Raw genomic sequence first — 25,445 nt, 5'->3', positions numbered from 1 at the left:
GCGTTGGTCGTGATCTCCCGCGGCCGCGCCGGGCCGCAGCGTCTGTTCTGGTGCCTGGCGGCACTGCTCGGTCTGGCCTGGCCCTTCGTGGTTCACGCCCTGCTGCCGCGCCTCGGTGCCTGGCCGCTGCTGCTGGCGCTCGCCGTCCTGGCGTGGTGGCGTCTGCCCGCCGCCCACCGCCGCTGGGGCCTGGGCCTGCTGCCGCTGCTGGCGCTGGTGCTGTTCACCGATAGCGCCGAGCTGGGCCTGCGGCTGTGGCCATTCGCGCTCAATCTGGCGCTGCTGATGCTGTTCGCCCACGGGCTGCGTCATCCGCCTCCGCTGATCGAGCGCCTGGCGCGACGCCAGCAACCGGACCTGCCGCCACATGCGGTGCGCTATACCCGCCGCGTGACCCAGGCCTGGTGCGTGTTCTTCGCCGTCAATGGATCGCTGGCCCTGGCCACCGCACTCTACGCCGACATGACCCTGTGGACCTGGTACAACGGCGGTATCGCCTATGCGCTGATGCTGGCGATGTTTGCCGCTGAGTGGGCCATTCGCCAGCGGGTCAAGAAGCGCCACGCCGAGGAGTCGCATGCGTCACCTTGAACTCCAGGCACGCCCCTGGCGCGAACGCGAGGCCGACGCGCGTATGGCCTGGCGCCCGCCCGCCGATAGCGCCGCCGGCTGGGTCAGCATGGACGCCTGGCGCCAGCGTATTGGCGCCTGGCAGACGCTGCTGGCGCGCCACACCGACGGCAGCGGCGCCTGGCTGCTGTTCGACCCCGATCCGCTGGAGTTCAGCGCCGCGCTGGTGGCGATCTGGGAGCGCGGCGAGCAGGCGATCCTGCCCGCCGATGATCAGCCCGCCACCCTGGCCGCGCTGCGCGACTCGGGCCAGCCGCTGGGCACCCTGTCCGGCGGTACGCGCGCCGGCGCCGACCGCGCCCCCGAGTGGTCGGACCAGCCGTTGCCGGCAGTGGCGCTGACCCTGTATACCTCGGGCTCCACCGGCGAGCCGCAGCGACTCGACAAGCGCTTCGTCCAGCTCGATGCCGAACTCGCCACCCAGCGTGCCCTGTGGCCCTACACCGAAGATCTGGTGATCGGTCAGGTCAGCCACCAGCACATCTACGGGCTGCTGTTCCTGATCCTGCGCCCGCTGGCCGAGGGAGTGCCCTTCGCGACCCGCCCCTGCCCCTACCCGGAAACGCTGCACGCCTGGCTCGCCGCCTGCGCCGAGGCTCAGTTGCAGGCAGCGCTGGTCAGCGCACCGCCGGCGCTCTCGAGGCTACCCGCTACCCTCGACTGGCCCGCAGTGCGCGCCGCTCAGGGGCGCATCTACAGCTCCGGGGCGCCGCTCTCACGTGCGGCCAGCGACCTCGCCCTGGGGCTGCTGGATAGCCCGGTGCACGAGGTCTACGGCAGCTCCGAGACCGGCGGTATCGCCTGGCGCGTGCAGCAGCAGGGCGAGACCTGGCGCCCCTTTCCCGGGCTCGCCATCGAGAGCGACAGCGAGCAGCGCCTGTGGCTGCGCTCGCCGCACCTGGCCGAGCCGCAGACCTGGCAGCGCCAGGCCGACCGTATCGCCCTCGATCCGAACGGCGGCTTTCGCCTGCTCGGGCGCGCCGATCGCATCGTCAAGATCGGCGGCAAGCGCCTCTCGCTCACCGCCATGGACCGCGCGCTGGGCGAGCTCGAGGGCGTCCGCCGGGCACAGACCGTGACCCTGAACCGGCGCGAGCTGCGCCTGGGCGCGATCATCGAGCTCGACGCAAACCACCTCCCCCACGATCACGCCAGTCACCGTGCCACCGTCAAGCGCCTGCGCCGGGCGCTGGCGGAGCGTTTCGAGACGCCGGCACTGCCGCGCTACTGGCGCTTCGTCGAGGCCTGGCCGACCAACGCCCAGGGCAAGCTCACCGCCACGCTGCGTGAGCGCCTGTTCGCCGACCTCGACGACCGCCGTGCGCCGCGCTGGCTGGGTGAGCGCGCGCTGGAAGACGGCATCGAGGTGACCCTGGAGGTGCCCGAGCACTGCCGCTATGTCGATGGTCACTTCGACGCCCAGCCAGTGGTGCCGGGCGTCACTCTGGTCCACTGGGCGATGCAGCTGGCGCGGCGCCTTTTCGCGCTCGAGGCCGACTTCGCCGGGCTCGAACGGCTGCGCTTCCCCCAGCCATTGCTGCCGGGGGACCGCTTCCGCCTGACGCTGGCCCGGCGGCGGATCAAGGCGCGCGAGAGCCTGACGATCACCTGCGAGAGCGCCCGCGGCCAGCACGCCAGCGGCCGCCTGATGCTGACGGAGAGTCACGATGTCGCTTGAGACGCCCGCCACGTCGGCCCGGGTCGGCGTGCTGATTCCGGTCTACAACCACGCTGGGGCTATCGGGGAGACCTTCGCCCGTCTCCAGACGCTGGGGCTGCCGATCATCCTGGTCGACGACGGCAGCGACGCCGAGTGCGCCAGGCTGCTCGACGAGCTGGCGCGTGCCGAGGCGACCACCCTGGTGCGCCTGCCGCACAATCGCGGCAAGGGCGCCGCGGTACGCGCCGGGCTGGCGCATGCCCAGACGCTGGGGCTCACCCATGCGCTGCAGGTGGATGCCGACGGCCAGCACGAAGCCGCCGACCTGCCACCCTTCGTCGCCGGTCTCGACGCCGCCGACGAGATCCTGCGCATCGGCTATCCACGCTTCGACGCAAGCGTACCCAAGCACCGTTTCTACTCGCGCTATCTCACCCACGGCCTGGTGTGGCTGGCGACTCTGTCGCTGACGCTGCGCGACACCATGTGCGGGGTCAAGCTCTACCCGGTCGCGGCGGTCAACCGCCTGGTCGCACGCCACCCCTGCGGCGACCGCATGCAGTTCGACAGCGAGCTGCCGGTGCGCTGGTACTGGCAGGGCGGGCGGGTCGAGAATCTGCCGGTGCGAGTCCGCTACCCGCTGGATGGCGTCTCCCACTTTGCCCTGTGGCGCGACAATCTGCTGCTCGCCGGCATGCACGCGCGCCTGCTGATGGGCATGCTGATCCGTCTGCCCGTCCTGCTTCGCCGCCGCCTGGGAGCCCCTTCATGACCCCCGCCAGCAGCAATCCCAACCACTGGTCACGGATTCGCGAGTCCGGCAGCGCCGCCGGCGTGCGCACCATGGTGTGGATTCGCCGCCACCTCGGCCGGCTGCCGTTCCAGTTCATGCTGACCCTGGTGATCGCCTACTTCTATGTCGCCCACGGTCTGCACCGGCGCGCCTCGCACACCTATCTGGTCAGGCTCTGGCGCCATCTCCACGGTGCCCCGCCACGGCGGCTCACCTGGCTCAGCCTGCGCCACTTCCGCAGCTTCGGGCAGAGCCTGATGGACAAGATCGACGCCTGGAGCGGTATTCCGCCCCGGGTCGAATTCGCCGAGGGGGCGCGTCAGCGCTTTCTCGATGCCGTCTCCAGCGGCCGCGGCGGGCTGATGTTCGTCTCCCACGTCGGCAACATGGAGATCTGCACCGCGATGAGCGACCTGCGCGAGGATTTCCGCGCCACCCTGCTGATGCATACTCGCAACGCCCAGCAGTTCGACGCCGTGCTGGCGCGTTCGACCCATCGCGAGAATCCCCCCGAGATCATCGAGGTCAGCGAGATCACGCCATCGACGGCGATGCAGCTCGGCCGGCGTATCGCCGAGGGCGGCTTCGTGGTGATCGCCGCCGACCGGGTGCCGATCAGCGACAGCGGGCGGGCGCGCACGCTGCCTTTTCTGGGCCACCCGGCGCGCTTCCCCGAGGGACCGTTCTGGCTCGCCAGCCTGCTGCGCTGCCCGATCTACACCATCGGCTGCTTCCGCCATCGCGACGGCTACCGGGTCGAGTTCGACACCTTCGACGACACCCAGCAGCTCGGCCGCCGCCAGCGCGACGCCTGGATCGGCGATGCCATGCAGCGCTACGTCGCCTGGCTCACGCGCCAGTGCGCGAACACCCCGCTGCAGTGGTTCAACTTCTTCCCGTTCTGGCTCGACTGTGCCGACGCCCAGCCGAACGCCGCGGATGACGCCTCGACCGCCACCCAGGCCGACACCCCGCGCGACTGATCTGAGTGAAGAACTCTGCGCCCGCCACCGCCTGCCGAAGGAGTGCCCCATGTCCCAGCCAACCCTCGCTCACCGCGCCCGCCGCCTGCTCCCGCTGCTGCTCGCCTGTCTGTGTCTGGCTGCGCCGCTCGGCGCCTACGCCTTCGACCTCGCCTCGCTGCAGCAGCGCCTGGCGGCGACACCCTCGCTGGCCGGCAAGTTCACCCAGCAGCGCCGCCTGGCGGATCTCGGCACGAGCCTGGATAGCAGCGGCCGCTTCAGTTTCGTGCGCGGCCAGCGCGTGGTGTGGCAGCTGGAACGCCCGGTCGAGGAGCGCATCGAGCTGACCCCGGAAGCGATCGTCAACGGCAGTGGCGACCGCACCCCGCCCGGCGGCGAGCAGGTCGCACGGCTGTTCCTGCAGCTGCTCGAGGGCGACTGGCAGGCGCTGGCCTCGCGCTTCGAGATCGCCCTCGCCGGCAATGCCGAGGCGTGGCAGGTGACGCTGACACCCAAGGCCGCGGCGCTGCGCGAGCGAATCGCCAGTATCGCCCTCGACGGCGGGCGCTACATCGATCATCTGACCCTGCGCACGCCCAGCGGTGACACCCTGGCAGTACGCCTGTATGACCAGCACCCGCTGACCGGCGGCGCACCATGAACTCCCCTGGCGAACGCCCGCCGCGGGCCACCGCCTGGCGCTGGCTGGGCTGGCTCTGGCTGGGCGTGCTCACGCTGTGCGCGGTGTGGCTGGGCTGGATGCTGCGCCACGGCCTGCCGGCGGACACCGATCTCACCGCGCTGCTGCCGGCGGATCGCCAGGTGCCGCTGGTCGAAGCCGCCGACCGCCAGCTGGGCGAGGGCTTCGAGGATCGCTTCCTGATCCTGTTGCGCGCCGACGACCGCGTCGCGGCGACCCAGGCTTTGGGCGATGCGCTGGAGACGCTGGTCGACGATGGACAACTCGCGCGAGTCGACTGGCGCGAGCTGGATCTGGCCGATGCCGACCCGCACGACTGGATGGGGCCCTGGCGCTACCGGCTGCTGACCCCCGCCTGGCAGCAGGCGATCGATCGCGACGGCGGCGAATCGCTGGTCGACCCGGCACTGCGCCGGCTGTTCTCGCCGGCGGCGCGTCCCGACCCGGTGGCGGACCCGTTCGGCCTGCTCGATGCGTGGCTGGCGCGTCAGCCGCAGAGCCCGATCGATGCTGCCGACGGTCTGCTGACGCTGGATGCCCAGGGCCAGCACTACAGCGTGCTGATCGGCCGGCTCGCCGGCTCGCCCTACGCGCTGCCCATGCAGCAGGCGCTGCACGCGACCCTCGAACGCTTTCAGCAGGCGCATCCCGAGGCCCAACTGCTGCGCTCCGGGCTGGTGTTCCACGCCGCCGCCGGCGCGCGTCAGGCGCGTCACGAGATGTCCACCATCGGTGCCGCCTCACTGCTCGGCGTGCTACTGATCATCGGCTTCGTGTTCCGCTCGCCGCGGGTGCTGGCGCAGCTGCTGGTGCCGCTGGTGACCGGCTCGCTTTTCGCGCTGGCACTCACCCTCGGGCTGTTCGGGCGCCTGCATCTGCTGACGCTGGCCTTCGGCGCCAGCCTGATCGGCATCGCCATCGACTACGTGCTGCATCTGCAGTGCGACCGTGCCATCCACGGCCGCGCCTTCCGCCTGCGGCGGCTGCTGCCGAGTCTGACCCTGGGGCTGATCTCGAGCGTGATCGCCTACGTTGCCCAAGCGCTGACACCGATGCCGGGGCTGCGCCAGATGGCCGCCTTCGCGGCCTTCGGGCTGATCGGCGCCTGGCTCACCGTGGTGCTGTGGCTGCCGCGCTTCAAGCTCCACGCCAGCCCCTTCACCGCGCGCCTGGCCGAGCGCTGGTGGCGACTGTGCCAGCCGCGCCGGCGGCTGCCGCCGTGGCTGGCACTCGTGCTCGCGCTGGGGCTGATCTTACTGTGCACGCTGCGTTTGACCAGCGATGACAGTCTCGCCCTGCTCAACCCCTCGCCGGCGGCGCTGATGCACGACGAGGCCCAGGTCCAGCAGCTGCTCGGCCGCGACACCGGCAGCCGCTACTTCCTGATCCGCGCCGCCGATACCCAGGCGCTGCTGACGCGTCTCGCGGCGCTCGATCAGCGCCTCGACCGCGCCATCGCCGACGGCCTGGCGATCGACTATCAGTCGCTGGGGCGCAGCGTGCCCAGCGCCGCCGAGCAGGATGCCAATCTGGCCCGGGTGCGCACCCTCTACGGCGCCCCGCTGGAGACCCTGATCCAGCGCGCCGGGCTGCCGACGGACCTCACCCAGGCCGCCCGCGCACGGATCGACGACGCCCCGCGTCTGACGCTAACCGACTGGCTCGCGACCCCTCTGGGCCAGCTCCAGCAGCGGCTGTGGCTGGGTCAGACCGAATCCGGCGAGGTCGCCGCCAGCGTGATCGTGAGCGGCGCCCGCAGCGCCGCCATCGCCGACGAGCTCGCCGCCATCGCCGACGCCCAGCCTGGCGTGATCTATGTCGACCGGGTGACGCGTATCGGTAGCCTGCTGGGCGAGCTGCGCCGCCACACCGCTGGCTGGATCGCCGCGGCCATGGCGCTGATGACGCTGGCCCTGATCTGGCGCTACCGCGGCCGCGCCTGGCGCGTGGTGGCACCGCCCTTCGGCGCCACCCTGATCGTGCTGGCGGTGTTCGCGCTGACCGGGGTGCCGCTCAATATCTTCAATCAGCTGGGGCTGCTGCTGGTGTTGGGGATCGGCCTGGATGCCGGTATCTTCAACGTGGAGTACGCCAGACAGCCCTCCGCCTGGCTGGCGATCACCCTGTCGACCCTGACCAGCCTGCTGGCCTTCGGCATGCTGGCGTTCAGCGCCACCCCGGCGCTGCACTATCTGGGCCTGACCTGTCTGATCGGTCTGGCCAGCGTGTGGCTGCTGGTACCCTGGGTGCGCCCGCGCGAGCCCGCCAGCGCCCCCCACGCCCACTCCGAGGAGAGCACGCATGCGTGATCGCGATCACGATGTCATCGTCATCGGCGCCGGCCCGGCCGGCGCCACCGCCGCGTCCCTGCTGGCCCGGCGCGGCCACCGCGTGCACGTGGTCGAGCGCGCGCACTTCCCGCGCTTCTCCATCGGCGAGAGCCTGCTGCCCCAGTGCATGGGTGACCTCGAAGCGGCCGGGCTGCTGGAGACGGTGCTCGCCGCCGACTATCAGCCCAAGAACGGCGCCGCCTTCACCCGCCACGGGCAAGCCACCGCCATCGATTTTCGCGACAAGTACTCGCCCGGCTGGGGCACCACCTTCCAGGTCGAGCGCGCCGATTTCGATCAGCGCCTGATCGAGGCCGCCCGCGGCCATGGCGCCACTCTCGAGTTCGGGGTCAGCGTCGATGCCTTCCACCCCGACCCGCAGCGCCCCGGCGTCACCCTGCGCGACGAGGCCGGTGAGGTGCGCGAGCTACGCGCCGGCTTCGTGCTCGACGCCAGTGGCTACGGCCGCGTGCTGGCGCGGCTCGAAGGGCTCTCCCGCGAGCCGCGCCTGGAGCCGCGCATGGCACTTTACACCCATGTCGACGAAACCATCGACGACCCCGACTACGACCGCGAGAAGATCCTGATCGGGGTCCACCCGCGGGACCCCGCGATCTGGTACTGGCTGATCCCGTTTCGCGGTCATCGCGCCTCGGTCGGCGTGGTCGGCGATATCGCCAGCCTCAGCGCCTACGGTGACACCCCAGAGGCGCGCTGGCAGGCGCTGATCGCAGAGGAGCCACGCTTCAGCGCCCTGCTCCAGGGTGCCACCCCGCGGCGGGCCGTGGGCGAACTCAAGGGCTACGCCGCCGATGTCGAGCGCCTGCACGGTCCCGGCTATGCGCTGCTCGGCAATGCCGGCGAATTTCTCGACCCGGTGTTCTCCTCCGGTGTCACCATCGCCCTGCGCTCGGCGAGCCTGGCCGCACCGCTGGTGGCGCGTCAGCTCGACGGCGACACGCCCGACTGGGACGCCGAGTTCGAGCACCCGCTGCGCGAAGGCATCGCCACCTTCCGCGACTTCGTCGACGGCTGGTACGACACCCGCCTGCAGACGATCATCTTCCACGACCAGGCCCCGCCCGAGATCCGCGCGCGCATCAGCGCCATCCTCGCCGGCTACGCCTGGGATCGCAGCAACCCTTTCGCCAGTGCCTCGCGCCGGCATCTCGATACGCTATCGGCGCTCTGTCGCCTGCAGGCCGCACAGCGCGCCGAGGAGATGCCATGAAACGCTTGCCGCGCGTCCGTCGCCCACTCGCGCTGGCGTTGCTCGGCGCGCTGCTGCTCGGCCTCTCCGCCTGCAGCCTGTCGCCACCGGTCTCGCCTTCGCCGCCGCTGGCGGCTGCGGTCACTCCCGAGACCCTGGCCAGCCGCCTCACCTTCACGCCCGACGAGGGCGAAGCGCGCACGCTGATCGCCTTCATCTGCATCTCCCCCGAGGCGCTGCGCGCGGTGCTGGTGACACCCTACGGCCAGCGCCTGACCACCCTGGTGCGCGACGCTCAGGGCGCGCGCTTCGAGGCCGGCGACGCCCCGGGCGAGCCGCCGCTGCCGATCCCACCGGCCTGGCTCGCCTCGCGCCTGGAGTGGAGCCTGTGGCCACGCGCCGCGCTGGAACGCGCCTTCAACGGCAGCGCCTGGCAGGTCACCGAGCATGACGATCAGCGTGACATCCGCTACCACGGCCGCCTCGCCGCCAGCATCACCCCGCAGCCCGATCCCGCGCGGCCTCGGACCCTGACCCTCGACGACCGCCAGGGCGGCTACCGCCTGACCATCACCCCACTCGATCAGGGAGGCACCCCATGAGCCCCCCGTTCGCCTGCCGCCTGTCGCGGCCCGGGGTGGTGTGCTCGCTGGGCAGCGACCTCGAGACCATCGCCGCGGCGCTGTTCAGCGGTCAGCGCCAGCTCGCCATCAGCGACGACTTCACCCCCGGGCGGGCGCTGCCGCTGGGTCGCGTGACCCGGCCGTTACCCGATGACAGTCATTGGGAGAGTGATCAGCGCAGCCGCAACAACCGCCTGCTGGCCCTGGCGCTGGACGCGCTGGATGATGCCCTGGAACCCCTGCTGGCACGGGTGAACCCCGCGCGTATCGGCGTGGTGATCGGCACCAGCACCTCAGGGATCGGCGAAACCGAAAGGGCCATCGCCGAGAGCGGCCACGATGGCCCGCTGCCGGCGAGCTTCGCCTACTCGCGCCAGGAGCTCGGCGCGCCGGCACGCTTCGTCGCCGAGCGTCTCGGCCTGGGCGGGCCCTGCTATGCGCTGTCGACCGCCTGCAGCTCCAGCGCGCGGGCCCTGGCCAGCGCCCGCCGCCTACTCAAGAGCGGGCAGTGCGACGCGGTGATCGCCGGCGGCGCCGACAGCCTGTGCCGGCTCACCGTCAATGGCTTCGCCAGCCTCGATGCGGTCAGCGATGCCCCCTGCCTGCCGTTCTCGCGCCAGCGCCGCGGGATCAATCTGGGCGAGGCCGCAGTCCTGTTCGTGGTCACCCCGGAAGGCGGCGGCATTCAGCTCAGCGGGGTCGGCGAGAGCGCCGATGCCCACCATATCTCGGCGCCACGCCCCGACGGCAGCGGCGCCGTGGCGGCCATGCAGCAGGCGCTGACGATGGCCGGGCTGGCCCCGGAGGCGATCGACTATCTCAATCTCCACGGCACCGGCACCGCGCTCAACGACCAGATGGAGGCCACCGCGGTCAGCACCCTGTTCGCGCGACCGCCTGCGTGCAGCTCGACCAAGGCGCTGACCGGCCACACCCTAGGCGCGGCCGGCGCGCTGGAGGCCGCCTTCTGCTGGCTGGCACTGACCCACGGCCGGCTGCCACGGCACGTCTACGACGGCGACTACGACCCCGAGCTGCCACCGCTGCCACTGGTGGGCCATGCGCCCGCGCCGGACGCACCGCCGCGCCATGCGCTGAGCAACAGCTTCGCCTTCGGCGGCAACAACGCCAGCCTGCTGCTGAGTCGTGACGATGTCTGAATGCCAATCCCAACGGGTCCCTGCACGCACCGTATCGACCCACTGCCCACCTGCGGAGGGTCACCCGTGACAGCGACGACCGCGCATCTGCCCTGCGCCATCGCCCCCCTGGTGCCCCACGCCCGCGGCATGTGCCTGCTGACGCGCCTGCTAGAGGCCGACGCCGAGGGTGCCATCGCCGAGGGCGAAACCCGCCCCGATGATCTGTTCGCCGAGGCTGCGGGGCTGCCCGCCTGGGTCGGCATCGAGTGGATCGCCCAGAGCGTGGCGGCCTGGGCCGGCTACCACGCCCGCCGCCGCGGCGAGTCGCCGGCGCCGGGGCTGCTGCTGGGCAGCCGCCGCTACCAGGCTGCGCAGGCCCACTGGCCGTTCGGCCGGCGCATCCATATCGCCATCAGCATCGACTTCGTCGCCGACAACGGCGTGACCCAGGTCAATGGCGAGCTGCGCTGGGCCGACGGCTCGGCCAGCCTGGCCAGCGGCAGCCTGACACTCTATCGCCCCGCCGGACTCACCCTCCCCGGCCAGCCGCCGGCCACCTGAACGGCCGCCAGACCCGACTCACTTTCGTTTAGATACTCGCTTTCGTTTCGACACCTTATCGCCTGGAGCGCGCATGGATCGCCCGAGTAACCCCCAAGAGACCGTTTCCCCCTCAGGCGAGCGTGGCGCCGACACCATCCTGGTGACCGGTGCCAACCGCGGCATCGGCGCTGCGATCGCCCGGCGCCTGGCTCAGGACGGCTTCGACCTGGCGCTGCACAGCCGCCGTGACGGCGACGATATCGCCCAGGTAGCGGCGGATGCCCGCGCCGCCGGCGCCCAGGTGCGCCTGCTCCAGTTCGATGTCACCCAGCGCGAGCGGGTCAAGACGCTGCTGGAAGCGGACATCGCCGCCCACGGCTGCTACTACGGGGTGGTGTGCAACGCCGGTATCGCCATCGACAAGCCCTTCCCGGCGCTGGAGGACGAGGACTGGGACAGCGTGCTAAAGACCAATCTAGACGGCTTCTACAACGTCCTGCGACCGCTGGTGATGCCGATGATCCAGCGCCGTCGTCCGGGGCGTATCGTCACCCTCTCCTCGCTCTCGGGGCTGATCGGCAATCGCGGCCAGGTCAACTATAGTGCAGCCAAGGCAGGCATCATCGGCGCCACCAAGGCGCTCGCGGTGGAGCTGGCCAAGCGCCGCATCACGGTCAACTGCGTCGCCCCCGGCTGGATCGAGACCAGCATGACCGAGGCGCTGTCGCGGGAGGAGATTCGCAAGCTGGTGCCGATGCAGCGCCCCGGCGAACCGCACGAAGTGGCGGCCACGGTCAGCTTTCTGTGCTCCCACGACGCCGGCTATATCACCCGGCAGGTGATCGCCATCAACGGCGGCATGTGCTGAGAGTGCTGAGACAGGCGGCCAGCGTTCAAGCGCCGGGGCCGCCGGCCGATAATGCCTCGTTGGACGAGGGCCAGTGGCCCTCGCTCATCGAGACCATTCCGCGGAGTCGAGAGTCGAGATGAAAGCCGGCGTTTCCATCGCATTGATCGTCATCGTCATGCTCGCCCTGTGCGGCGCGGGCCTGTACGCCAGCGACCTGCACTGGCCGCTACCGCATGCCGCGCTGGCGCCGCTGGGGCTATTCCTGCTCAGCATAGTGCTGGCCGGCTGGCTGTGCCTGAGTCTGGTGCTGGTCGCGCGCGGGCAGAGCCAGCAGCAGCGGGCCCTGCACGAGAGCCAGCAGGCGGTCCAGCGCCAGCTCGAAGCGGCCGAACTGACCCAGTTGATGAGTCAGTTCAGCCGCCACGCCGAGGCGCTGCTGGACAAGGAGAGTCTCGACCCCAACAAGCGCAGCGTGATGCGCTGCCTGGCGGTGGATGCCTTGCGCGGTAACACCGGCCGCGGCGATACCACCTACACCCGGCTGGCACGGCTGTTCGAGTGGCTGGATGCAGAGGCCGCCTTGCAGGCGCAGGACCCGCATCGCCAGCGGCTGATGGTGCCGACTCTGATGCAGTACGCCGAGATCGCCGGCCAGCTGTGCCGGGTCGGCGAGAGCCGGCCGGAGAAGCTCACGCACTTCCTCGCCCACCAGCCGCCTGCCCCCAGCCGCGAGGCGGAGTGAAGACTCACGCGAGATCTGGCCTCGCCGCCCGCCTTCACGCCGCCTGAACGGGAGACGAGAATCGTGCACCGGGGGAAAGACGCGGCTTACTTGATCGCCGCGGTGACGGTGATCTCAACCTTCAGTTCGGGGGCCGGCATCGGCGCGGTGATACAGGTGCGTGCCGGGGCATGGCCCGCCGGCACCCAGGCGTCCCATACCGCATTCATGGCGGCGAAGTCGGCACCATCGGCGAGATAGATCGTCGCTGAGAGCAGGTGCTCGCGGTCGGAGCCGATCTCCTCCAGCAGCGCATCCACCCGCGACAGCATGCTGATCGTCTGGGCGGTGATATCGCCCTCACGGGCCTCCGGGCCGCTGACCTGACCACACAGATAGGCGGTGCCGTTGTGGATCACGGCACGGCTCATGCGGGTCTGGGTGTCGTGGCGTTGGATGGTCATGGATGTTCTCGCTCCTGTGACTCGCCGCGCGATAGGCGCGGCATGTTGATTGCGTGGCGCGGCAGCCGCCAGGGTCAGCGCAGTATCAGGGTGGCACTGCGCGAATGTCTGAGCATCGCCGTGGTGGTACTGCCCACCAGCAGCTGACGGATACGCGAGTGGCCGTAGGCCCCCATGATCATCAGATCGATGCGCTCGCGCTCGGCGTAATGCCCCAGCACCTCGTCGACGTCGCCGGCGAGAATCTCGCCCTCGGCCTCGACCTGCCCCTCGCGCAGCCGCGTCAGCGCCCAGTCGAGCTGGGCACGCTGGTCATCGGTCCCGGCGCCGACCATCACCACGTGGCACACCAGACCGTTGAGCAGCGGGCTCTCGGCAATCATCTCGACGCCCTTGCGGGTGGTCTGACCGCCATCGAAGGCGAGCAGCAGACGCTGCGGCGCCTGGAACTCGGGCGGCGTGACCAGGATCGGCGTATGCAGTGCGCGCACCACCCGCTCCAGATTGCTGCCCAGATGATCTCGTGCCTCGGCCACGGACTCGCCGCGCTTGCCCAGCACCACCAGCCGGGTCTGCGCCTCGCGCTCACTCAGCGCCTCGAGCAGATCGCCGTGGCGCAGCGCGGTGGCCACCGCCAGCGAGCCGGACGCCTCGGCCTGCGCCTTGGCCGCCGCCAGCAGCTCACGCCCGTGCTGCTGGGCGAGCTTGGCACGCTCCTCGTCGAGCCGAGTCAACTGCTCACGCAGATGCTCACGGCTGCCCAGGCCGATGTGGCCGCTGGTGTCGCGCTCGGCGCCGTTCTGCCCGCGGCTCAGCACGTGCAGCAGTTCGAGCGGCGCGCCGATCCGCGCCGCGGCCCACGCCGCGGCGGCACACACCGCCGGCGCGTGGCTGGAGTCGTCGATACAGCCGAGAACCTGACGTTCACTCATGGCATTCTCCTGTTGCCTGGCACCCGCTACCCGAGACTATCACGCCCCTGGCCGGCGGGGTTGTCGTCGCGACGCGCTGGCGTCGCCTGCATCCTGCGGGGCCGCTCAGTGCCCCATGAGTTTCTCCACTGCATCCGGCTTGTCATGCACGGCGAAGCGGTCGACCAGGGTGGCGCTGGCCTCGTTGAGCCCGATCACCTCGACCTCGGTACCCTCGCGGCGGAACTTGATCACCACGTTGTCCAGCGCGCCGACCCCGGTGATATCCCAGAAGTGGGCGCGGGAGAGATCGATGCGCACCCGCGGCACCGCCTCCTTGAAGTCGAAGCTGTCGGTGAAGCGGGTCGAGGAGGCGAAGAACACCTGACCGATCACCTCGTATTCGCGGGTCTCGCCGTCCGGGTCCATGCGGCTGCCGATATACAGAATCTGCCCCACCTTGTTGGCGAAGAACAGCGATGCCAGCAGTACCCCGACCAGCACGCCGATGGCCAGGTTGTGGGTTGCCACCACCACGATCACCGTAGCCACCATGACGATGTTGGTCGACAGCGGATGACGGCGCAGGTCGCGGATCGACTCCCAGCTGAAGGTACCGATCGAGACCATGATCATCACCGCCACCAGCGCGGCCATGGGGATCTGCGAGACCCAGTCACCCAGGAAGACCACCAGGATCAGCAGGAAGACCCCGGCGACCAGGGTCGAGAGGCGGTTGCGGCCGCCGGATTTCACGTTGATCACCGACTGCCCGATCATCGCGCAGCCGGCCATGCCGCCGAGGAAGCCGGTGACGATGTTGGCCAGCCCCTGACCCTTGCACTCGCGGTTCTTGTCACTGGGCGTATCGGTCAGCTCGTCGACGATGGTCGCGGTCATCATCGATTCGAGCAGGCCGACCACGGCGATCGCCAGCGAATAGGGCAGGATGATCCACAGCGTTTCCAGGTTGAGCGGCACGTCCGGCAGCAGGAACACCGGCAGCGAGTCGGGTAGCTGACCCATGTCGCCCACGGTGCGGATATCCATGCCGCTGAACATGTAGACCGCGGTGAGCACCACGATGCAGACCAGCGGCGACGGCAACGTCTTGCCCACCACCGGCACGTAGGGGAACAGATAGATGATGCCGAGCCCGGCGGCGGTCATGGCGTAGACGTGCCAGGTGACCCCGGTCAGCTCCGGCAGCTGGGCCATGAAGATCAGGATCGCCAGCGCGTTGACGAAGCCGGTGACCACCGAGCGTGAGACGAAGCGCATCAGCGCGCCGAGCTTGAGGTAGCCGAACAGGATCTGGATCACACCGGTCAGCAGGGTCGCGGCGAGCAGGTACTGCAGCCCGTGGTCGCGCACCAGGGTCACCATCAAAAGCGCCGTGGCGCCGGTGGCCGCCGAGATCATGCCCGGGCGGCCGCCGGCGAAGGCGATCACCACCGCCATCGAGAACGAGGCATAGAGGCCGATCTTGGGATCGACGCCGGCGATGATCGAGAATGCGATCGCCTCCGGAATCAGCGCCAGCGCCACCACGGCGCCGGCCAGCACGTCCGCACGGACGTTGGAGAACCAGTGTTGTCTTATCGTGTCGAGCATTGAAGGATCCACTCAGGGTCATGCCGCGGGGTCGGTAGCGTTGCGACGACCGGCACAGACGGCGCGAGCGCCAGCGCACGGCGGCCGATCTGCCACCCAGGGCACGCGGCTTGGCTTGGGTTCTACACGGTCGAGTGCAAAACGCTTGGGTTCACAATGAGAATCGGTGATACGAACGGAAACGGACCTGCGTGGCCCAGCCGGATGGCGGGTCGGCAAGTCGAGCGCGAGCGCGGCTCACGCGGAGGGGGTCGACGCTAGGGTGGCGTCATGCGAACGGTGGCGCGTGTCATCGTTGCGTGCCTGTCGGTGCCATGTCTCTGGCGAAGCGCAGAAGGTGCCTCGCCTTTCCTGGCGTGCCGCGCCGCCGCTCATCGCGATCGGCGGGGTCGATGACCCGCGGGCGGGGCGACAACGCCGGCGCAGTCTAACACCAAAGTGGTAATCAGCCCAGCCGTGGGCATCAGCGCGAGCCCGTGCGCGACTCCAGAAAGCGCTGCATCGCCTCGACGGTGGCATCGCTGCAGTGGTGCTCGATCCCCTCGGAGTCCGCCTCGGCGACGTGCGCCGGGACGCCGAGGGCGAGCAGCGTGGCCAGCACCAGCTGGTGACGCGCCTCGACCTTCTCCGCCAGTGCCCGCCCCTGTTCGGTCAGGAAGACTCCGCGATAGGGGCGCGCTTCGGCCAGGCCATCGCGCTTGAGTCGTGAGATCACCTTGGAAACCGCTGCGGCACTGACGCCGAAACGTTCCGCCAGATCGCTGGCGCGGGCCTCGCCATGATCCCGATGCAGCTGCGCGATCTCCTCGACGTAATCTTCCACCAGCTCCTGCTGATGATCGAGACGGGTGCGCTCGAAGCGGGCGTAACGCGGTCGGGGTGTTCCTGACATGGTGTTCTCATCGACATCGAATGGGGTGAACGGTCACGCGCCAGCGGCACCGCCCGTTCACGGCACGTAGAGAGCCTACAGCAACTCGAAGACCAACACATAACCATTCAACAGGATGATCACCCCGGCCACCACGCAACCCAGCAGCGTGACCCAGCGCCGACTGACCAGATTGCCCATCACCCCGCGACGCGCGGTGAACTGGATCAGCGGCACCAGGGCGAAGGGGATGCCGAAGCTGAGCACCACCTGGCTCGCCACCAGCACCTGCTGCTCGGGCAGGCCGAGCATGATCACCGCGATCGCCGGCAGCATGGTCAACAGCCGGCGCAGCCAGATGGGGATGGTGAAGCCGACGAAACCCTGCATCACCACCTGCCCCGCCATGGTGCCGACGATCGACGACGACAGCCCCGCCAGCAGCAAGGTGAAACCGAACAGCGTGCTCGCCAGCTCACGGTTCATCAGCGGCGCCAGCAGCTGGTAACTCTGCTCGATCGAGGCCACGCCGGTGCGTCCGCTGTCGAAGAACACCGCCGCTGCCAGCGCCAGCATCGAGAGATTGATGACCCCGGCCACGCCCATGCCGATGATCACGTCCCAGCGGTAGAAGCGCATCGCACGCTTGCGCTCGTCGTCGGTGGTGGCCGGAATGCGCCGTTGGGACAGCGACGAGTGCAGATAGATGACGTGGGGCATCACCGTGGCGCCCAGAATCCCGGCGGCCAGGAAAACCGCGTAGCCATCCGGGAACTGCGGCACCAGCATGCCGGTGAGCGCCGGCCCGGCATCGGGCCGCCCCATCAGGATCTGGGCGATGAACCCCGCCGCCACCGCCAGTAGCATGCTGCCGATGATCACCTCGAGCAGGCGAAACCCATAGCGCTGCATGGTCAGCGCCGCGTAGGTGACCGCGCCGGTGAGCAGCGCGCCTTCGAGCATCGAGAGTCCGAACAGCAGATGGAACGCCAGCGCCGCGCCGAGGAACTCGGCCAGGTCGGTGGCGATCGCCACCAGCTCGGCCTGGACCCAGTAGAACCACACCAGTGGCCGCGGATAGCGCTCGCGGATCATCTCCGCCAGATTGCGTCCGGTGGCCAGCCCCAGGCGCACCGACAGCGTCTGGATCAGCATCGCCATGAGATTGGCCCACAGCACCACCCACAGCAGGGTGTAGCCGTAGCGCGAGCCGGCCTCGATGTTGGTGGCGAAGTTACCGGGATCGATATAGGCGACCGCGGCGATCAACGCCGGGCCGAAAAAGGGCAGGAAACGCATCACCAGCGACCGCTGCCGTGCCGGCGCCGACGGGTTCGCGCGTGCCGCGCGGGCGTCACTCACACTGTTGAACACGCTGACCTCGGGACATCGACGGCCGGGCGAGCCCGCGCCATCAGCGCTTTGTCGCCCGGGTTATCAAGTTAAACCATGGTTGATAAAATATACCCGAGTTATCGAAAGCGCAACGGGGCCGCGCGATGAGTTGTCTCAATCAGAGTGATAGATGTCTGCCAATGACGGCGATGCCGACGTCGAGCCCAGGCGCCGTCCGACACCCCTAACGCCACTCGAGAATCGGCCACCCGCGCGCCTCGGCGGTAGCCCGCAGGCGGGCGTCCGGCTGGGTGGCGTGGGGATGGTCGACGAACTCGAGCAGCGGCAGGTCGTTGTAGGAGTCGCTGTAGCCCCAGGTCTCCCAGCCCTCGGCGAAGCCGGTGTCGTGGGCCTCGAGCCACTCGGCGAAGGCGTCGAGCTTGCCCTGCTGATAGGTCTGGATGCCGGTGGGCTCGCCGGTGAAACGCCCCTCGGCATCCAGCTCGGGCAGGGTGGCGAGCGCCCCGTCGGCGCCGACGAAACGCGCGATCGGCTCGACCAGATGGTGCATCGAGGCCGAGATCACCAGGGTCGCATGGCCTTGCTCGCGGTGCTCTCGGAGCCGTTCGACCCCGCCCTGCATCAGCCTGGGTGCCACCGCGCGCTGGACGAACGCCTCGACCTGCTCACGCACCGTGTCGCGCTGGCGGCCGATCAGCGGGCCGAGGGTGAAGCGCAGGTGCTCGGTCATGTCCAAAGTGCCGGCGTGATACTGAAGGTCCTGCTCGCGCATGCGCGCCAGCAGCGCCTCGCCCTCCTCGACCCAGCCACAGGCGATCACCCATTCGAGCCAGAGATGGGTACAGTCGCCGTCGAGCAGCGTGTCGTCGAGATCGAAGATGGCCAGCGCGCTGGGCTGCTGCGCCGGAGAAGCGGATGAAGTGACCAAGCGGAACTCCCGTAGCGGTCGCGGAAAAGGGCCCGCTCAGCATACACGTTCGCACTCGCAAGCCAACGCCTACGGGCACCCGACGCCATCCGTCCAGGGTTTGACGCAGCCTAGCCCTCACGTGCGAACCACCCTGCACACTGGGTCGCCAGGGCGTCGAGATCGGGCGCCATCAGATCCGGTGGGTCACCCCAGGATTCGAACGCGCGCTGGGGGTCGCGCTGGAGCCAGGCGGCACGCAGCCCTGCGTAGCGCGCGCCGATGATTTCCGCAGGCTCCGCCGAGATCAGCCAGGTGGCCTCCGGGCGCGAATGGGTGCGCGCGCGCAGATGGGCGTAGAGTGCAGCGTCCGGCTGGAAGCGCCGCACCTCCTCGGCGCTGACGATATCCTCGAACCGATCCGCAAGGCCTGTATTGTCGAGCAGTAGTTCGATGTCGTAACGGCTGGCGTTGGAGAACGCCACGCAGCGTACGCCCAGCCCGCGCAGGCGGGTCAGCGCGCCGGGGGCATCGACGAACGCCGGCAGCCGACGGCAGTGCGCCAGCAGCGCCTGCTTGCTCTCCTCACCCAGCCGCGTGCCACGCTCGCGGTCAACGGCTTCCAGCGCCTCGTGCTGAATGCGATGAAAGTCGGCGTAGGCGCCCATCAACCCGCGCCGGTAGGTGAACTCGGACTGCTTCTCGCGCCAGCGTCGATTGAATACGGAGGCCTCGGCCGCGCCCAGGCGCAGCGCCAGTAACGCCGACAGATCCTGGGTATCGACCAGGGTATCGTGCAGCGAGAAGGCGAAGAGCGGTGTGTCCATGCGGAATCCTTGGTAACGTAACGCCCCGTGGTTTTACGATAAGAGACGCACACACCCTTTTTACCCGGAAACGCCACGCTCGGCCCTAACTTCAGGCAAGTTCTCTCGGTTCGCGTTCGCGCCGTCACGCCTGGCTAGGCACCCCTCATGTCCTTAGAGACATGGCTGTGGAGACATACCCATGGAGAACAGCCTGGCACCGCCCATCACGCTGGGATTCGTGCTGATTCCCCGCTTCTCGATGCTGGCGTTCTTCTCCGCCGTGGAGCCGCTGCGTATCGCCAATCGTCTCGCCGGTCGCGCCCTCTACCGCTGGGTCCTGATCAGCGAGGACGGTGGGCCGGTCACCGCCAGCAACGACATGACCCTGCTCGCGGACTGCGACCTGAACAGCGCGCCGAGCCTGTCGCGGGTCGCGGTATGCGCCGGCTTCGAACCCGATCGCGGCCTGTCACGGCGCTTCTCCCAGTGGCTGCATCGCCGCGCCGGAGAAGGCGTGCTGCTCGGCGGTATCGACACCGGTCCCGTGCTGCTCGCCGAGATGGGACTGCTCGGCGGCCATCGGGTGACACTGCACTGGGAGAGTCTGCCCGCCTTCCGCGAGCGCTTCCCCGCCCTGGAAGCGGTCGAGTCGCTCTACGAACTCGACGCCCGCTGCTTCACCTGCGCCGGCGGCGCCGCCGCCATGGACCTGGCGCTGGAGCTGATCGCCCGCGACCACGGGCAGGCGCTCGCCGACGATACCGCCGAGCAGTTGATCCATGCGCGTCTGCGCCCGCGGGAGGAGGCCCAGCGGCTGCCCCTGGCCCGCCGCCTGGGCACCCACTGCCGCCCGCTGGTGGATGCCGTGGCGCTGATGGAGCGCCATCTCGAACAGCCGCTGGCGATCGCCGCCCTGGCCGCGCGGATCGGGCTCTCGCCGCGCCAGCTACAGCGCCTGTTCGACGCCGAGCTGGGCCAGCGCCCGCGCGACTACTATCTGAACCTGCGCCTGGATCGCGCACGCCATCTGCTCGAAGAGACCGAACGCGACATCCTCAGCATCGCCCTCGCCTGCGGCTTCGGCTCCGCCTCCAGCTTCGCGCGTGCCTACCGTCAGCGCTACGGGCATCCACCGCGGGCCGCGCGCCAGCCACGGCCCGACAGCCCCGAGGCCACCGCCGCGCCACATCTCAGCCGCGGCGGATAGCGATCCGCCGCCCCGCCGCGCTGGGCCAGTCGTCCCCCGCCCTGGGCAGCAGCGCAATGGCCGCCGCCACCGCCTCGGGAAAGCCGGCCGGGCGGCCACTGGCGACATCGATGCCCATCAGCATCTGCTCGCTGGTCGCCAGGGTGTTGCCCGCGGCGTCGTGGAGCGTGAAGAACACGTGCAGCCGCTTGGCATCGCTATCGAGCAGGCTCAGCGCCACCCGCAACGGTTCGCCCCGGTGCGCCTCGCGGCAGTAACAGAGGTGGGTCTCGAGGGTATAGAGCGTATAGCCATGCTCGCGGCGGCCGGCCGCGTCGAGACCGATACGATCCATCAGCGCCTCCACCGCCAGCGAGAACACCCGCGCGTACTCGGCGTCGTTCATATGCCCGTTATAGTCGACCCAGGCATCCGCCACCCGGGTCTGGTAGAGGGTCTCCGCCTGAGCCGCCATCAGATCCGCCCCTCGAGCCCTTCGGCTTCCGGCCAGTATTTCTGGGTCAGCGCGAGCAGCTCGGTGAGAAACGCATCGCGGCGTGTCTCCAGCTCGGCGACGCTGCGTCCGGCGGCCTGATGCTCGCAGCCATCGGCCACTTTATCGATCAGTGCTGCGGTCAGCTCGGGGGCTTCCAGCCGGGTCCACGGCAGTTTCAGCGCCGGGCCGAACTGCTGCAGCATGTGGCGCATGCCGCCCTCGCCGCCGGCGAGATGGAAGGTCAGGAAGGTGCCCATCAGCGACCAGCGCAGGCCGGCGCCGTAGACCACCGCAGCATCGATCTCCTCGGTTGTGGCAACGCCGTCGTTGACCAGATGCAGTGCCTCGCGCCACAGCGCCTCCATCAGCCGGTCGGCGACGTGACCTTCGATCTCGCGCCGCACCACCAGCGGCCGCATGCCCAGCGCGGCGTACTGCCCCTGGGCGCGTTCGATCACCTGGGTCGCGGTGTGCTCGCCCCCCACCAGCTCCACCAGCGGCAGCAGATAGACCGGATTGAACGGGTGCGCCACGATTACGCGGCCGGGCTCGCGGGTGCAGGCAGACTGCAGGTCGCTCGGCTTGATCCCGGAGGTGGAGGAGCCGATGACCACGTCCGGCGCGGCCAGGGCGTCGAGCTGGCGCAACACATCGTGCTTGAGCGCCAGCCGCTCGGGCACATTCTCCTGGATCAGCTCGGCGCCCTCGACGGCGGCGTCGAGGGAATCGACGAAGGTCAGCGCCGCGGGATCGGCGCCCTCGGCAAGCCCCAGCCGCTCCAGCGCCGGCCAGGCCCGCGCGACGAAGGCGCGAGTGCGCTCGGGCGCCGTGGCGTCGGGATCGAAAGCGGTGACCCGGCAACCGGCCGCCAGCGCCCGGGCGATCCAGCCATTGCCGATGACGCCGGTACCGATCACGGCAACGCTGCGGGGAAGTTCGGAAGCGTTCATCAAGACACTCCATGGCGATGCGAAACAGGATTGACGGCGAACGCGCACTCGGGAGATATCCCAGGCGCGTTCACGCATAACGGAGAGAGTCCGGGCGGAATCAGGGCTTGCGCAGTCCCAGCGACTCGCGGGTCTGCGCCGGCGTCTGCACCCTGCCGCCAAGGTTCTCGGCGAGGGTGGCGGCACGCTCGACCAGTTGGGCGTTGGTGGCGAAGACACCCTTGCTCAGGTAGAGATTGTCTTCCAGGCCGACCCGCATGTGTCCGCCCATGATCATCGACTGCGCCGCCATCGGGAACTGCTGGCGACCGATGCCGAAGGCGGACCAGATCGCCCCTGCGGGCAGCTTGTTGCGCATCGCCAGCATGGTTTCGGGGTCGGCCTCGGCGCCCCACGGGATACCCAGACAGAGCTGGAACAGCGGGTCGCCATCGATCAGCCCTTCCTCGATCAGCTGGCGGGCGAACCAGACATGGCCCAGATCGAAGCACTCGAGCTCCGGCTTGACCCCGGCCTGCTGGATCAGCCGCGCGTGCTCGCGCAGCCAGTCGGCGCTGTTGAGATAGATCATCTCGCCGAAATTGAGGCTGCCGCAGTCGAGGGTACACAGCTCCGGCAGCAGCGCGCCCACCGGTTCATGGCGCTGGGCCGGGGTCTGCAGGTCGGTGCCGGCGCGGCCATGAATGGCGCCATCGCGAATCTCGGGATATAGGTCGCCACCGCCGCCGGCGGTGATGTTGATCACCGCATCGACGTCGGATTCGCGGATACGCTCGACCACCTCGCGGAAGTGATCGGTCGAATGGCTGACGCCACCGGTCTGCGGGTCGCGCACGTGGAGATGAACGATGCTGGCGCCGGCGCGCGCCGCATCCAGAGCACTCTCGGCGATCTGGCGCGGGGTGATCGGCAGATCCGGGTGCTTGCCGGCGGTGTCGCCGGCGCCGGTGACGGCGCAGGTCAGAATGACGTCTCGGTTCATGCGGGCTCTCCCTGGCATGGCTCGGCAGGCTATGGCCGGGCGACGTGTGTTCGAAGGCGCAACCATGGCGGCCGGCCCTACAAGAGCCCCATTGTGGCGATGACACTGCGTCCGGAGTTGACACCAGGCGACGCCAGATCGACATCAAACGACGCACGCATCCCCTCTCGCCACCTACCCTGTCGCCGGGCGCCCGCGCCCTCACCGCGGCCTGCCCCTCACCGCCGCACGTGGCATGACACGGCGGCGCGAAAACCGCACAATGGAGGCTGACACCGCGACTCGAACACGACAGGAAAACGCCATGGCACACAGGGTCTACGTCGATGGACAGGAGGGCACCACAGGGCTGCGCCTGTTCGACTATCTCCAGGCGCGCAGCGACATCGAGCTGCTGCGCATCGATAGCGACAAGCGCAAGGACCCGGCCGAACGTGCCCGCCTGCTCAACGCCGCCGACGTCGCTTTCCTGTGTCTGCCCGACGCCGCCTCGCGCGAAGCCGCGGCGATGGTCGAGAATCCGGACACCTGCCTGATCGACGCCAGCACCGCCTTCCGCACCGCCGACGACTGGGTCTATGGCCTGCCCGAGCTAGCGCCCGGCCAGCGCGAGCGGATCCGCGCCAGCAAGCGCATCGCCAACGTCGGCTGCCACGCCAGCGCCTTCGTGCTGCTGGTGCGGCCGCTGATCGACGCCGGCCTGCTGCCGCCGGACTATCCGCTTTCCGCCTTCTCACTGACCGGCTACAGTGGCGGCGGCAAACAGATGATCGCCGCTTACGAGGCCGACCACGACGGCCGCCTGCAGGCGCCACGCCCCTACGCCATGGCGCAGGGCCACAAGCATCTGCCGGAGATGCAGCTGCACGGCCGGCTGGCCGCGCCGCCGGTGTTCTCGCCGATCGTCGGCCCCTTCCTCAAGGGGCTATCGGTGAGCGTGCCGCTACAGCTCGGCGCCCTGCCCGGCATCGACCCCGAGCAGCTGCTCGACGCCTACCGCGCGCACTATGCCGACGAACCCTTCGTACGCATCCTGCCGTTCGCCGACGAGGCCACACTCGACGGCGGCGCCTTCGATATCCAGGCGTGCAACGACACCAACCGGGTCGACCTGGGTGTGTTCGGCAACGCCGAGCGGGTGACACTGGTCTCGCGCCTGGACAACCTGGGCAAGGGTGCCGCCGGCTCGGCGGTGCAGAACATGAACGTGCATCTGGGGCTGGAAGACAGCGTCGGTCTCAGCGTCTGACGTCAGGGCAGCGCGTCAGACGCGCTGCCAGTGTGCGAGCAGCTCCCCGCCGACCGGGTCGGCGGGGGGCAGCGGTACCGCCGCGACGCGCGCGCAGGCCGCGGCGAACTGCGCCGGATCGCCCCGCTCCACCGCCCAGCGCTGCCCGGGCGGATAGGCACCCACCATGCAGAAATCGTCATCCGCCGACACGCAGGCGTGGGCCACACCCGCCGGCAGAATCAGCACATCCCCCGCCGCCAGGGGGAATCGCTCGCCCTGAGGCCCGCCCAGACGCGCCACCGCCTGGCCGCGAAACACTCCCAGCGCCTCGTGGGCGGTGGAGTGGAAGTGGTCGAAGGGATAGAGCCCGTAGCGCCACTCAGGCACCCAGCCGTGACGCGCGAACAGCGCCTCGGATGCCTCGGCGCTGGCAGCCGATATCACTTGCCGATAGATCAGCAGCGGCAGCGCCGAGTTGGGCATGCCGTGGGCCTGATCGCTATCGAAGCGACGTGTATCGGGGGATGGCGCGCTCATCGCTATCTCCTCCTTTTAGCGGGTGTCTCGGCTGTTACCCCGTCTAAGCACTCGAGAAGGGCGACCCGAGCCGGCGCGATCGGAAGCGACAGACCCGGGCGGCAGACCGGGGGGGAGGTGTGGCTCGCGCCGCCGGCTTACATGCCGTGCTTGATCCCGCGATTGATCAGTATCCAGTTGGCCGGATAGGAGGTGGCGAAGCCGATCAGCATGGCGATCTGCATCATGAACCAGAACGGCGCGGTGAAGGCATCGAGCTCGCCCATCCAGCCGTGCAGAGCGATCAACATCCACGCGTACATACCGATCTGGAAAGCGATCAACGACAGGGTATCGGCCTTGATCGCGTCCTTCAGCGCCTGTGCCGGACCGGCATCGCTCATCGCCCGAATCGGCAGATACTGGAACAGCACCCCGAACAGATAGGCGCCAACGAAGGCGAGAGCGAAGTGCCCCAGCACCGCCGAGCCGAGCAGGGCAAAGCCGGTGGCCGTGGCGATCGGCGCGGTGACCACGTCGCCCAGGGTGCAGCCGCCGCCACAGTGGGTCGCGGAGACGAACACGCTCTGCCACTTGGGCTTGTCGCCGTGATGATGCCCGTGGCCGTGCTGATCCGCATGGGCGTGATGATCGTGGCCAGCGTGCCCCTTCGGCGCCGCACGCCCCATCTTGGCGTAGGCCCACCAGCCGACGAGCGGCATGTACAGGCCGGTGATCGGCCAGGTGACATTCATGATGGACATCGGCTGTGGGCGCCTCGAGACATCGACGGCGATCACGAGCGCAGTGGCGATACCCAGCAGCAGAAAGCCCCAGGACCAGAGAGTCAGCATGGCATTGTCCTCCTTTACGATTCATCGATGCCGGATATTCCCATCCGAGCCATCACGTCCAACATGCCCTAGGTATAGAAACGCGCGGCGTCGCCCACAAGCGACATCCTGCACAGAGGTTAGAGAGCGACGCG

26 protein-coding genes are annotated in these 25,445 nt (G+C 69.3%); 14 read left to right on the top strand and 12 right to left on the bottom strand.

The window, feature by feature from the left end; translation table 11 throughout:
* Window positions 1-9 precede the first annotated feature (9 nt).
* From ABV408_RS04715 to ABV408_RS04660, 12 genes are all read left to right on the top strand, one after another.
* Window positions 10-591 (top strand): hypothetical protein, encoded by a 582-nt coding sequence (locus tag ABV408_RS04715; RefSeq protein WP_353981296.1) that lies wholly within the window; start codon window positions 10-12, stop codon window positions 589-591.
* The gene (locus ABV408_RS04710) at window positions 578-2,308 is read left to right on the top strand and encodes an AMP-binding protein (RefSeq protein WP_353981295.1); all 1,731 of its coding nucleotides are present in this window, start codon (window positions 578-580) and stop codon (window positions 2,306-2,308) included. Before ABV408_RS04715 ends, ABV408_RS04710 begins: the two co-directional genes overlap by 14 nt.
* The gene (locus ABV408_RS04705; protein ID WP_353981294.1) at window positions 2,298-3,062 is read left to right on the top strand and encodes a glycosyltransferase family 2 protein; all 765 of its coding nucleotides are present in this window, start codon (window positions 2,298-2,300) and stop codon (window positions 3,060-3,062) included. Before ABV408_RS04710 ends, ABV408_RS04705 begins: the two co-directional genes overlap by 11 nt.
* A complete protein-coding gene (locus ABV408_RS04700) occupies window positions 3,059-4,066 on the top strand; it encodes a glycosyl transferase (RefSeq protein ID WP_353981293.1) in 1,008 nt (335 codons plus the stop codon). The genes ABV408_RS04705 and ABV408_RS04700 overlap by 4 nt, the downstream gene beginning before the upstream one ends.
* Before the next feature lie 49 nt (window positions 4,067-4,115).
* Window positions 4,116-4,706: an outer membrane lipoprotein carrier protein LolA gene (locus ABV408_RS04695; protein ID WP_353981292.1), complete on the top strand. Its 591-nt coding sequence runs from the start codon at window positions 4,116-4,118 to the stop codon at window positions 4,704-4,706.
* On the top strand, window positions 4,703-7,054 hold the full coding sequence (locus ABV408_RS04690; RefSeq protein ID WP_353981291.1) for a hypothetical protein: 2,352 nt from the start codon (window positions 4,703-4,705) through the stop codon (window positions 7,052-7,054). The genes ABV408_RS04695 and ABV408_RS04690 overlap by 4 nt, the downstream gene beginning before the upstream one ends.
* Window positions 7,047-8,306, top strand: coding sequence for an NAD(P)/FAD-dependent oxidoreductase (locus ABV408_RS04685; protein WP_353981290.1), 1,260 nt, complete (start codon window positions 7,047-7,049; stop codon window positions 8,304-8,306). Before ABV408_RS04690 ends, ABV408_RS04685 begins: the two co-directional genes overlap by 8 nt.
* A complete protein-coding gene (locus tag ABV408_RS04680) occupies window positions 8,303-8,887 on the top strand; it encodes a DUF3261 domain-containing protein (RefSeq protein ID WP_353981289.1) in 585 nt (194 codons plus the stop codon). The genes ABV408_RS04685 and ABV408_RS04680 overlap by 4 nt, the downstream gene beginning before the upstream one ends.
* Window positions 8,884-10,068, top strand: coding sequence for a beta-ketoacyl-ACP synthase (locus tag ABV408_RS04675; protein WP_353981288.1), 1,185 nt, complete (start codon window positions 8,884-8,886; stop codon window positions 10,066-10,068). The genes ABV408_RS04680 and ABV408_RS04675 overlap by 4 nt, the downstream gene beginning before the upstream one ends.
* 66 nt (window positions 10,069-10,134) lie before the next feature.
* Complete coding sequence (locus ABV408_RS04670; protein ID WP_353981287.1) at window positions 10,135-10,611, top strand: hypothetical protein; 477 nt, start codon at window positions 10,135-10,137, stop codon at window positions 10,609-10,611.
* Between the two features lie 73 nt (window positions 10,612-10,684).
* On the top strand, window positions 10,685-11,461 hold the full coding sequence (gene fabG, locus ABV408_RS04665) for a 3-oxoacyl-ACP reductase FabG (RefSeq protein ID WP_353981285.1): 777 nt from the start codon (window positions 10,685-10,687) through the stop codon (window positions 11,459-11,461).
* 118 nt (window positions 11,462-11,579) lie between these two features.
* Complete coding sequence (locus ABV408_RS04660) at window positions 11,580-12,185, top strand: hypothetical protein (protein ID WP_353981284.1); 606 nt, start codon at window positions 11,580-11,582, stop codon at window positions 12,183-12,185.
* Between the two features lie 86 nt (window positions 12,186-12,271).
* On the opposite strand, the gene ABV408_RS04655 is transcribed toward ABV408_RS04660, so the two are convergent.
* The 7 genes from ABV408_RS04655 to ABV408_RS04625 all read right to left on the bottom strand — a co-directional run bounded on the left by ABV408_RS04655 (window position 12,272) and on the right by ABV408_RS04625 (window position 19,114).
* On the bottom strand, window positions 12,272-12,628 hold the full coding sequence (locus ABV408_RS04655) for a RidA family protein (RefSeq protein ID WP_353981283.1): 357 nt from the start codon (window positions 12,626-12,628) through the stop codon (window positions 12,272-12,274).
* Window positions 12,629-12,702: 74 nt separating this feature from the next.
* Complete coding sequence (locus ABV408_RS04650) at window positions 12,703-13,560, bottom strand: universal stress protein (RefSeq protein WP_353981282.1); 858 nt, start codon at window positions 13,558-13,560, stop codon at window positions 12,703-12,705.
* 105 nt (window positions 13,561-13,665) lie between these two features.
* A complete protein-coding gene (locus ABV408_RS04645) occupies window positions 13,666-15,153 on the bottom strand; it encodes a SulP family inorganic anion transporter (RefSeq protein ID WP_353981281.1) in 1,488 nt (495 codons plus the stop codon).
* A 463-nt stretch (window positions 15,154-15,616) separates the two neighbouring features.
* Window positions 15,617-16,045, bottom strand: a complete 429-nt coding sequence (mntR, locus tag ABV408_RS04640) for a manganese-binding transcriptional regulator MntR (protein WP_353981280.1) — start codon at window positions 16,043-16,045, stop codon at window positions 15,617-15,619.
* Window positions 16,046-16,120: 75 nt separating this feature from the next.
* Window positions 16,121-17,398: an Nramp family divalent metal transporter gene (locus ABV408_RS04635; RefSeq protein WP_353981279.1), complete on the bottom strand. Its 1,278-nt coding sequence runs from the start codon at window positions 17,396-17,398 to the stop codon at window positions 16,121-16,123.
* Between the two features lie 205 nt (window positions 17,399-17,603).
* Complete coding sequence (locus tag ABV408_RS04630; protein ID WP_353981278.1) at window positions 17,604-18,308, bottom strand: HAD family phosphatase; 705 nt, start codon at window positions 18,306-18,308, stop codon at window positions 17,604-17,606.
* Window positions 18,309-18,418: 110 nt separating this feature from the next.
* Entirely contained in the window at window positions 18,419-19,114 is a 696-nt protein-coding gene (locus ABV408_RS04625) for an HAD family hydrolase (protein WP_353981277.1), read from the bottom strand.
* A 181-nt stretch (window positions 19,115-19,295) separates the two neighbouring features.
* Between ABV408_RS04625 and ABV408_RS04620 the strand changes: the two genes are divergently transcribed.
* Window positions 19,296-20,303, top strand: coding sequence for a GlxA family transcriptional regulator (locus ABV408_RS04620; protein ID WP_353981276.1), 1,008 nt, complete (start codon window positions 19,296-19,298; stop codon window positions 20,301-20,303).
* Here the strand turns inward: ABV408_RS04620 and ABV408_RS04615 are convergent.
* From ABV408_RS04615 to ABV408_RS04605, 3 genes are all read right to left on the bottom strand, one after another.
* A complete protein-coding gene (locus ABV408_RS04615) occupies window positions 20,287-20,757 on the bottom strand; it encodes a thioesterase family protein (protein ID WP_353981275.1) in 471 nt (156 codons plus the stop codon). The two genes, ABV408_RS04620 and ABV408_RS04615, sit on opposite strands and share 17 nt — an antisense overlap.
* Entirely contained in the window at window positions 20,757-21,728 is a 972-nt protein-coding gene (locus ABV408_RS04610) for an L-carnitine dehydrogenase (RefSeq protein WP_353981274.1), read from the bottom strand. Before ABV408_RS04610 ends, ABV408_RS04615 begins: the two co-directional genes overlap by 1 nt.
* Window positions 21,729-21,828: 100 nt before the next feature.
* Window positions 21,829-22,710, bottom strand: coding sequence for a 3-keto-5-aminohexanoate cleavage protein (locus tag ABV408_RS04605; RefSeq protein WP_353981273.1), 882 nt, complete (start codon window positions 22,708-22,710; stop codon window positions 21,829-21,831).
* A 304-nt stretch (window positions 22,711-23,014) separates the two neighbouring features.
* On the opposite strand from ABV408_RS04605, the gene argC reads away from it, so the two are divergent.
* Complete coding sequence (gene argC, locus ABV408_RS04600; protein ID WP_207031432.1) at window positions 23,015-23,959, top strand: N-acetyl-gamma-glutamyl-phosphate reductase; 945 nt, start codon at window positions 23,015-23,017, stop codon at window positions 23,957-23,959.
* Between the two features lie 15 nt (window positions 23,960-23,974).
* On the opposite strand, the gene ABV408_RS04595 is transcribed toward argC, so the two are convergent.
* Window positions 23,975-24,478, bottom strand: coding sequence for a cupin domain-containing protein (locus ABV408_RS04595; RefSeq protein WP_353981271.1), 504 nt, complete (start codon window positions 24,476-24,478; stop codon window positions 23,975-23,977).
* 137 nt (window positions 24,479-24,615) lie between these two features.
* The gene (locus ABV408_RS04590; RefSeq protein ID WP_353981270.1) at window positions 24,616-25,311 is read right to left on the bottom strand and encodes a DUF4396 domain-containing protein; all 696 of its coding nucleotides are present in this window, start codon (window positions 25,309-25,311) and stop codon (window positions 24,616-24,618) included.
* Window positions 25,312-25,445: the final 134 nt, after the last annotated feature.

This window comes from Salinicola endophyticus (assembly GCF_040536835.1).
Classification (GTDB): Bacteria; Pseudomonadota; Gammaproteobacteria; order Pseudomonadales; family Halomonadaceae; genus Salinicola; species Salinicola endophyticus_A.
Note: the sequence above shows the minus strand (reverse complement) of the source record. Positions and strands in the feature narration are given on the sequence as shown.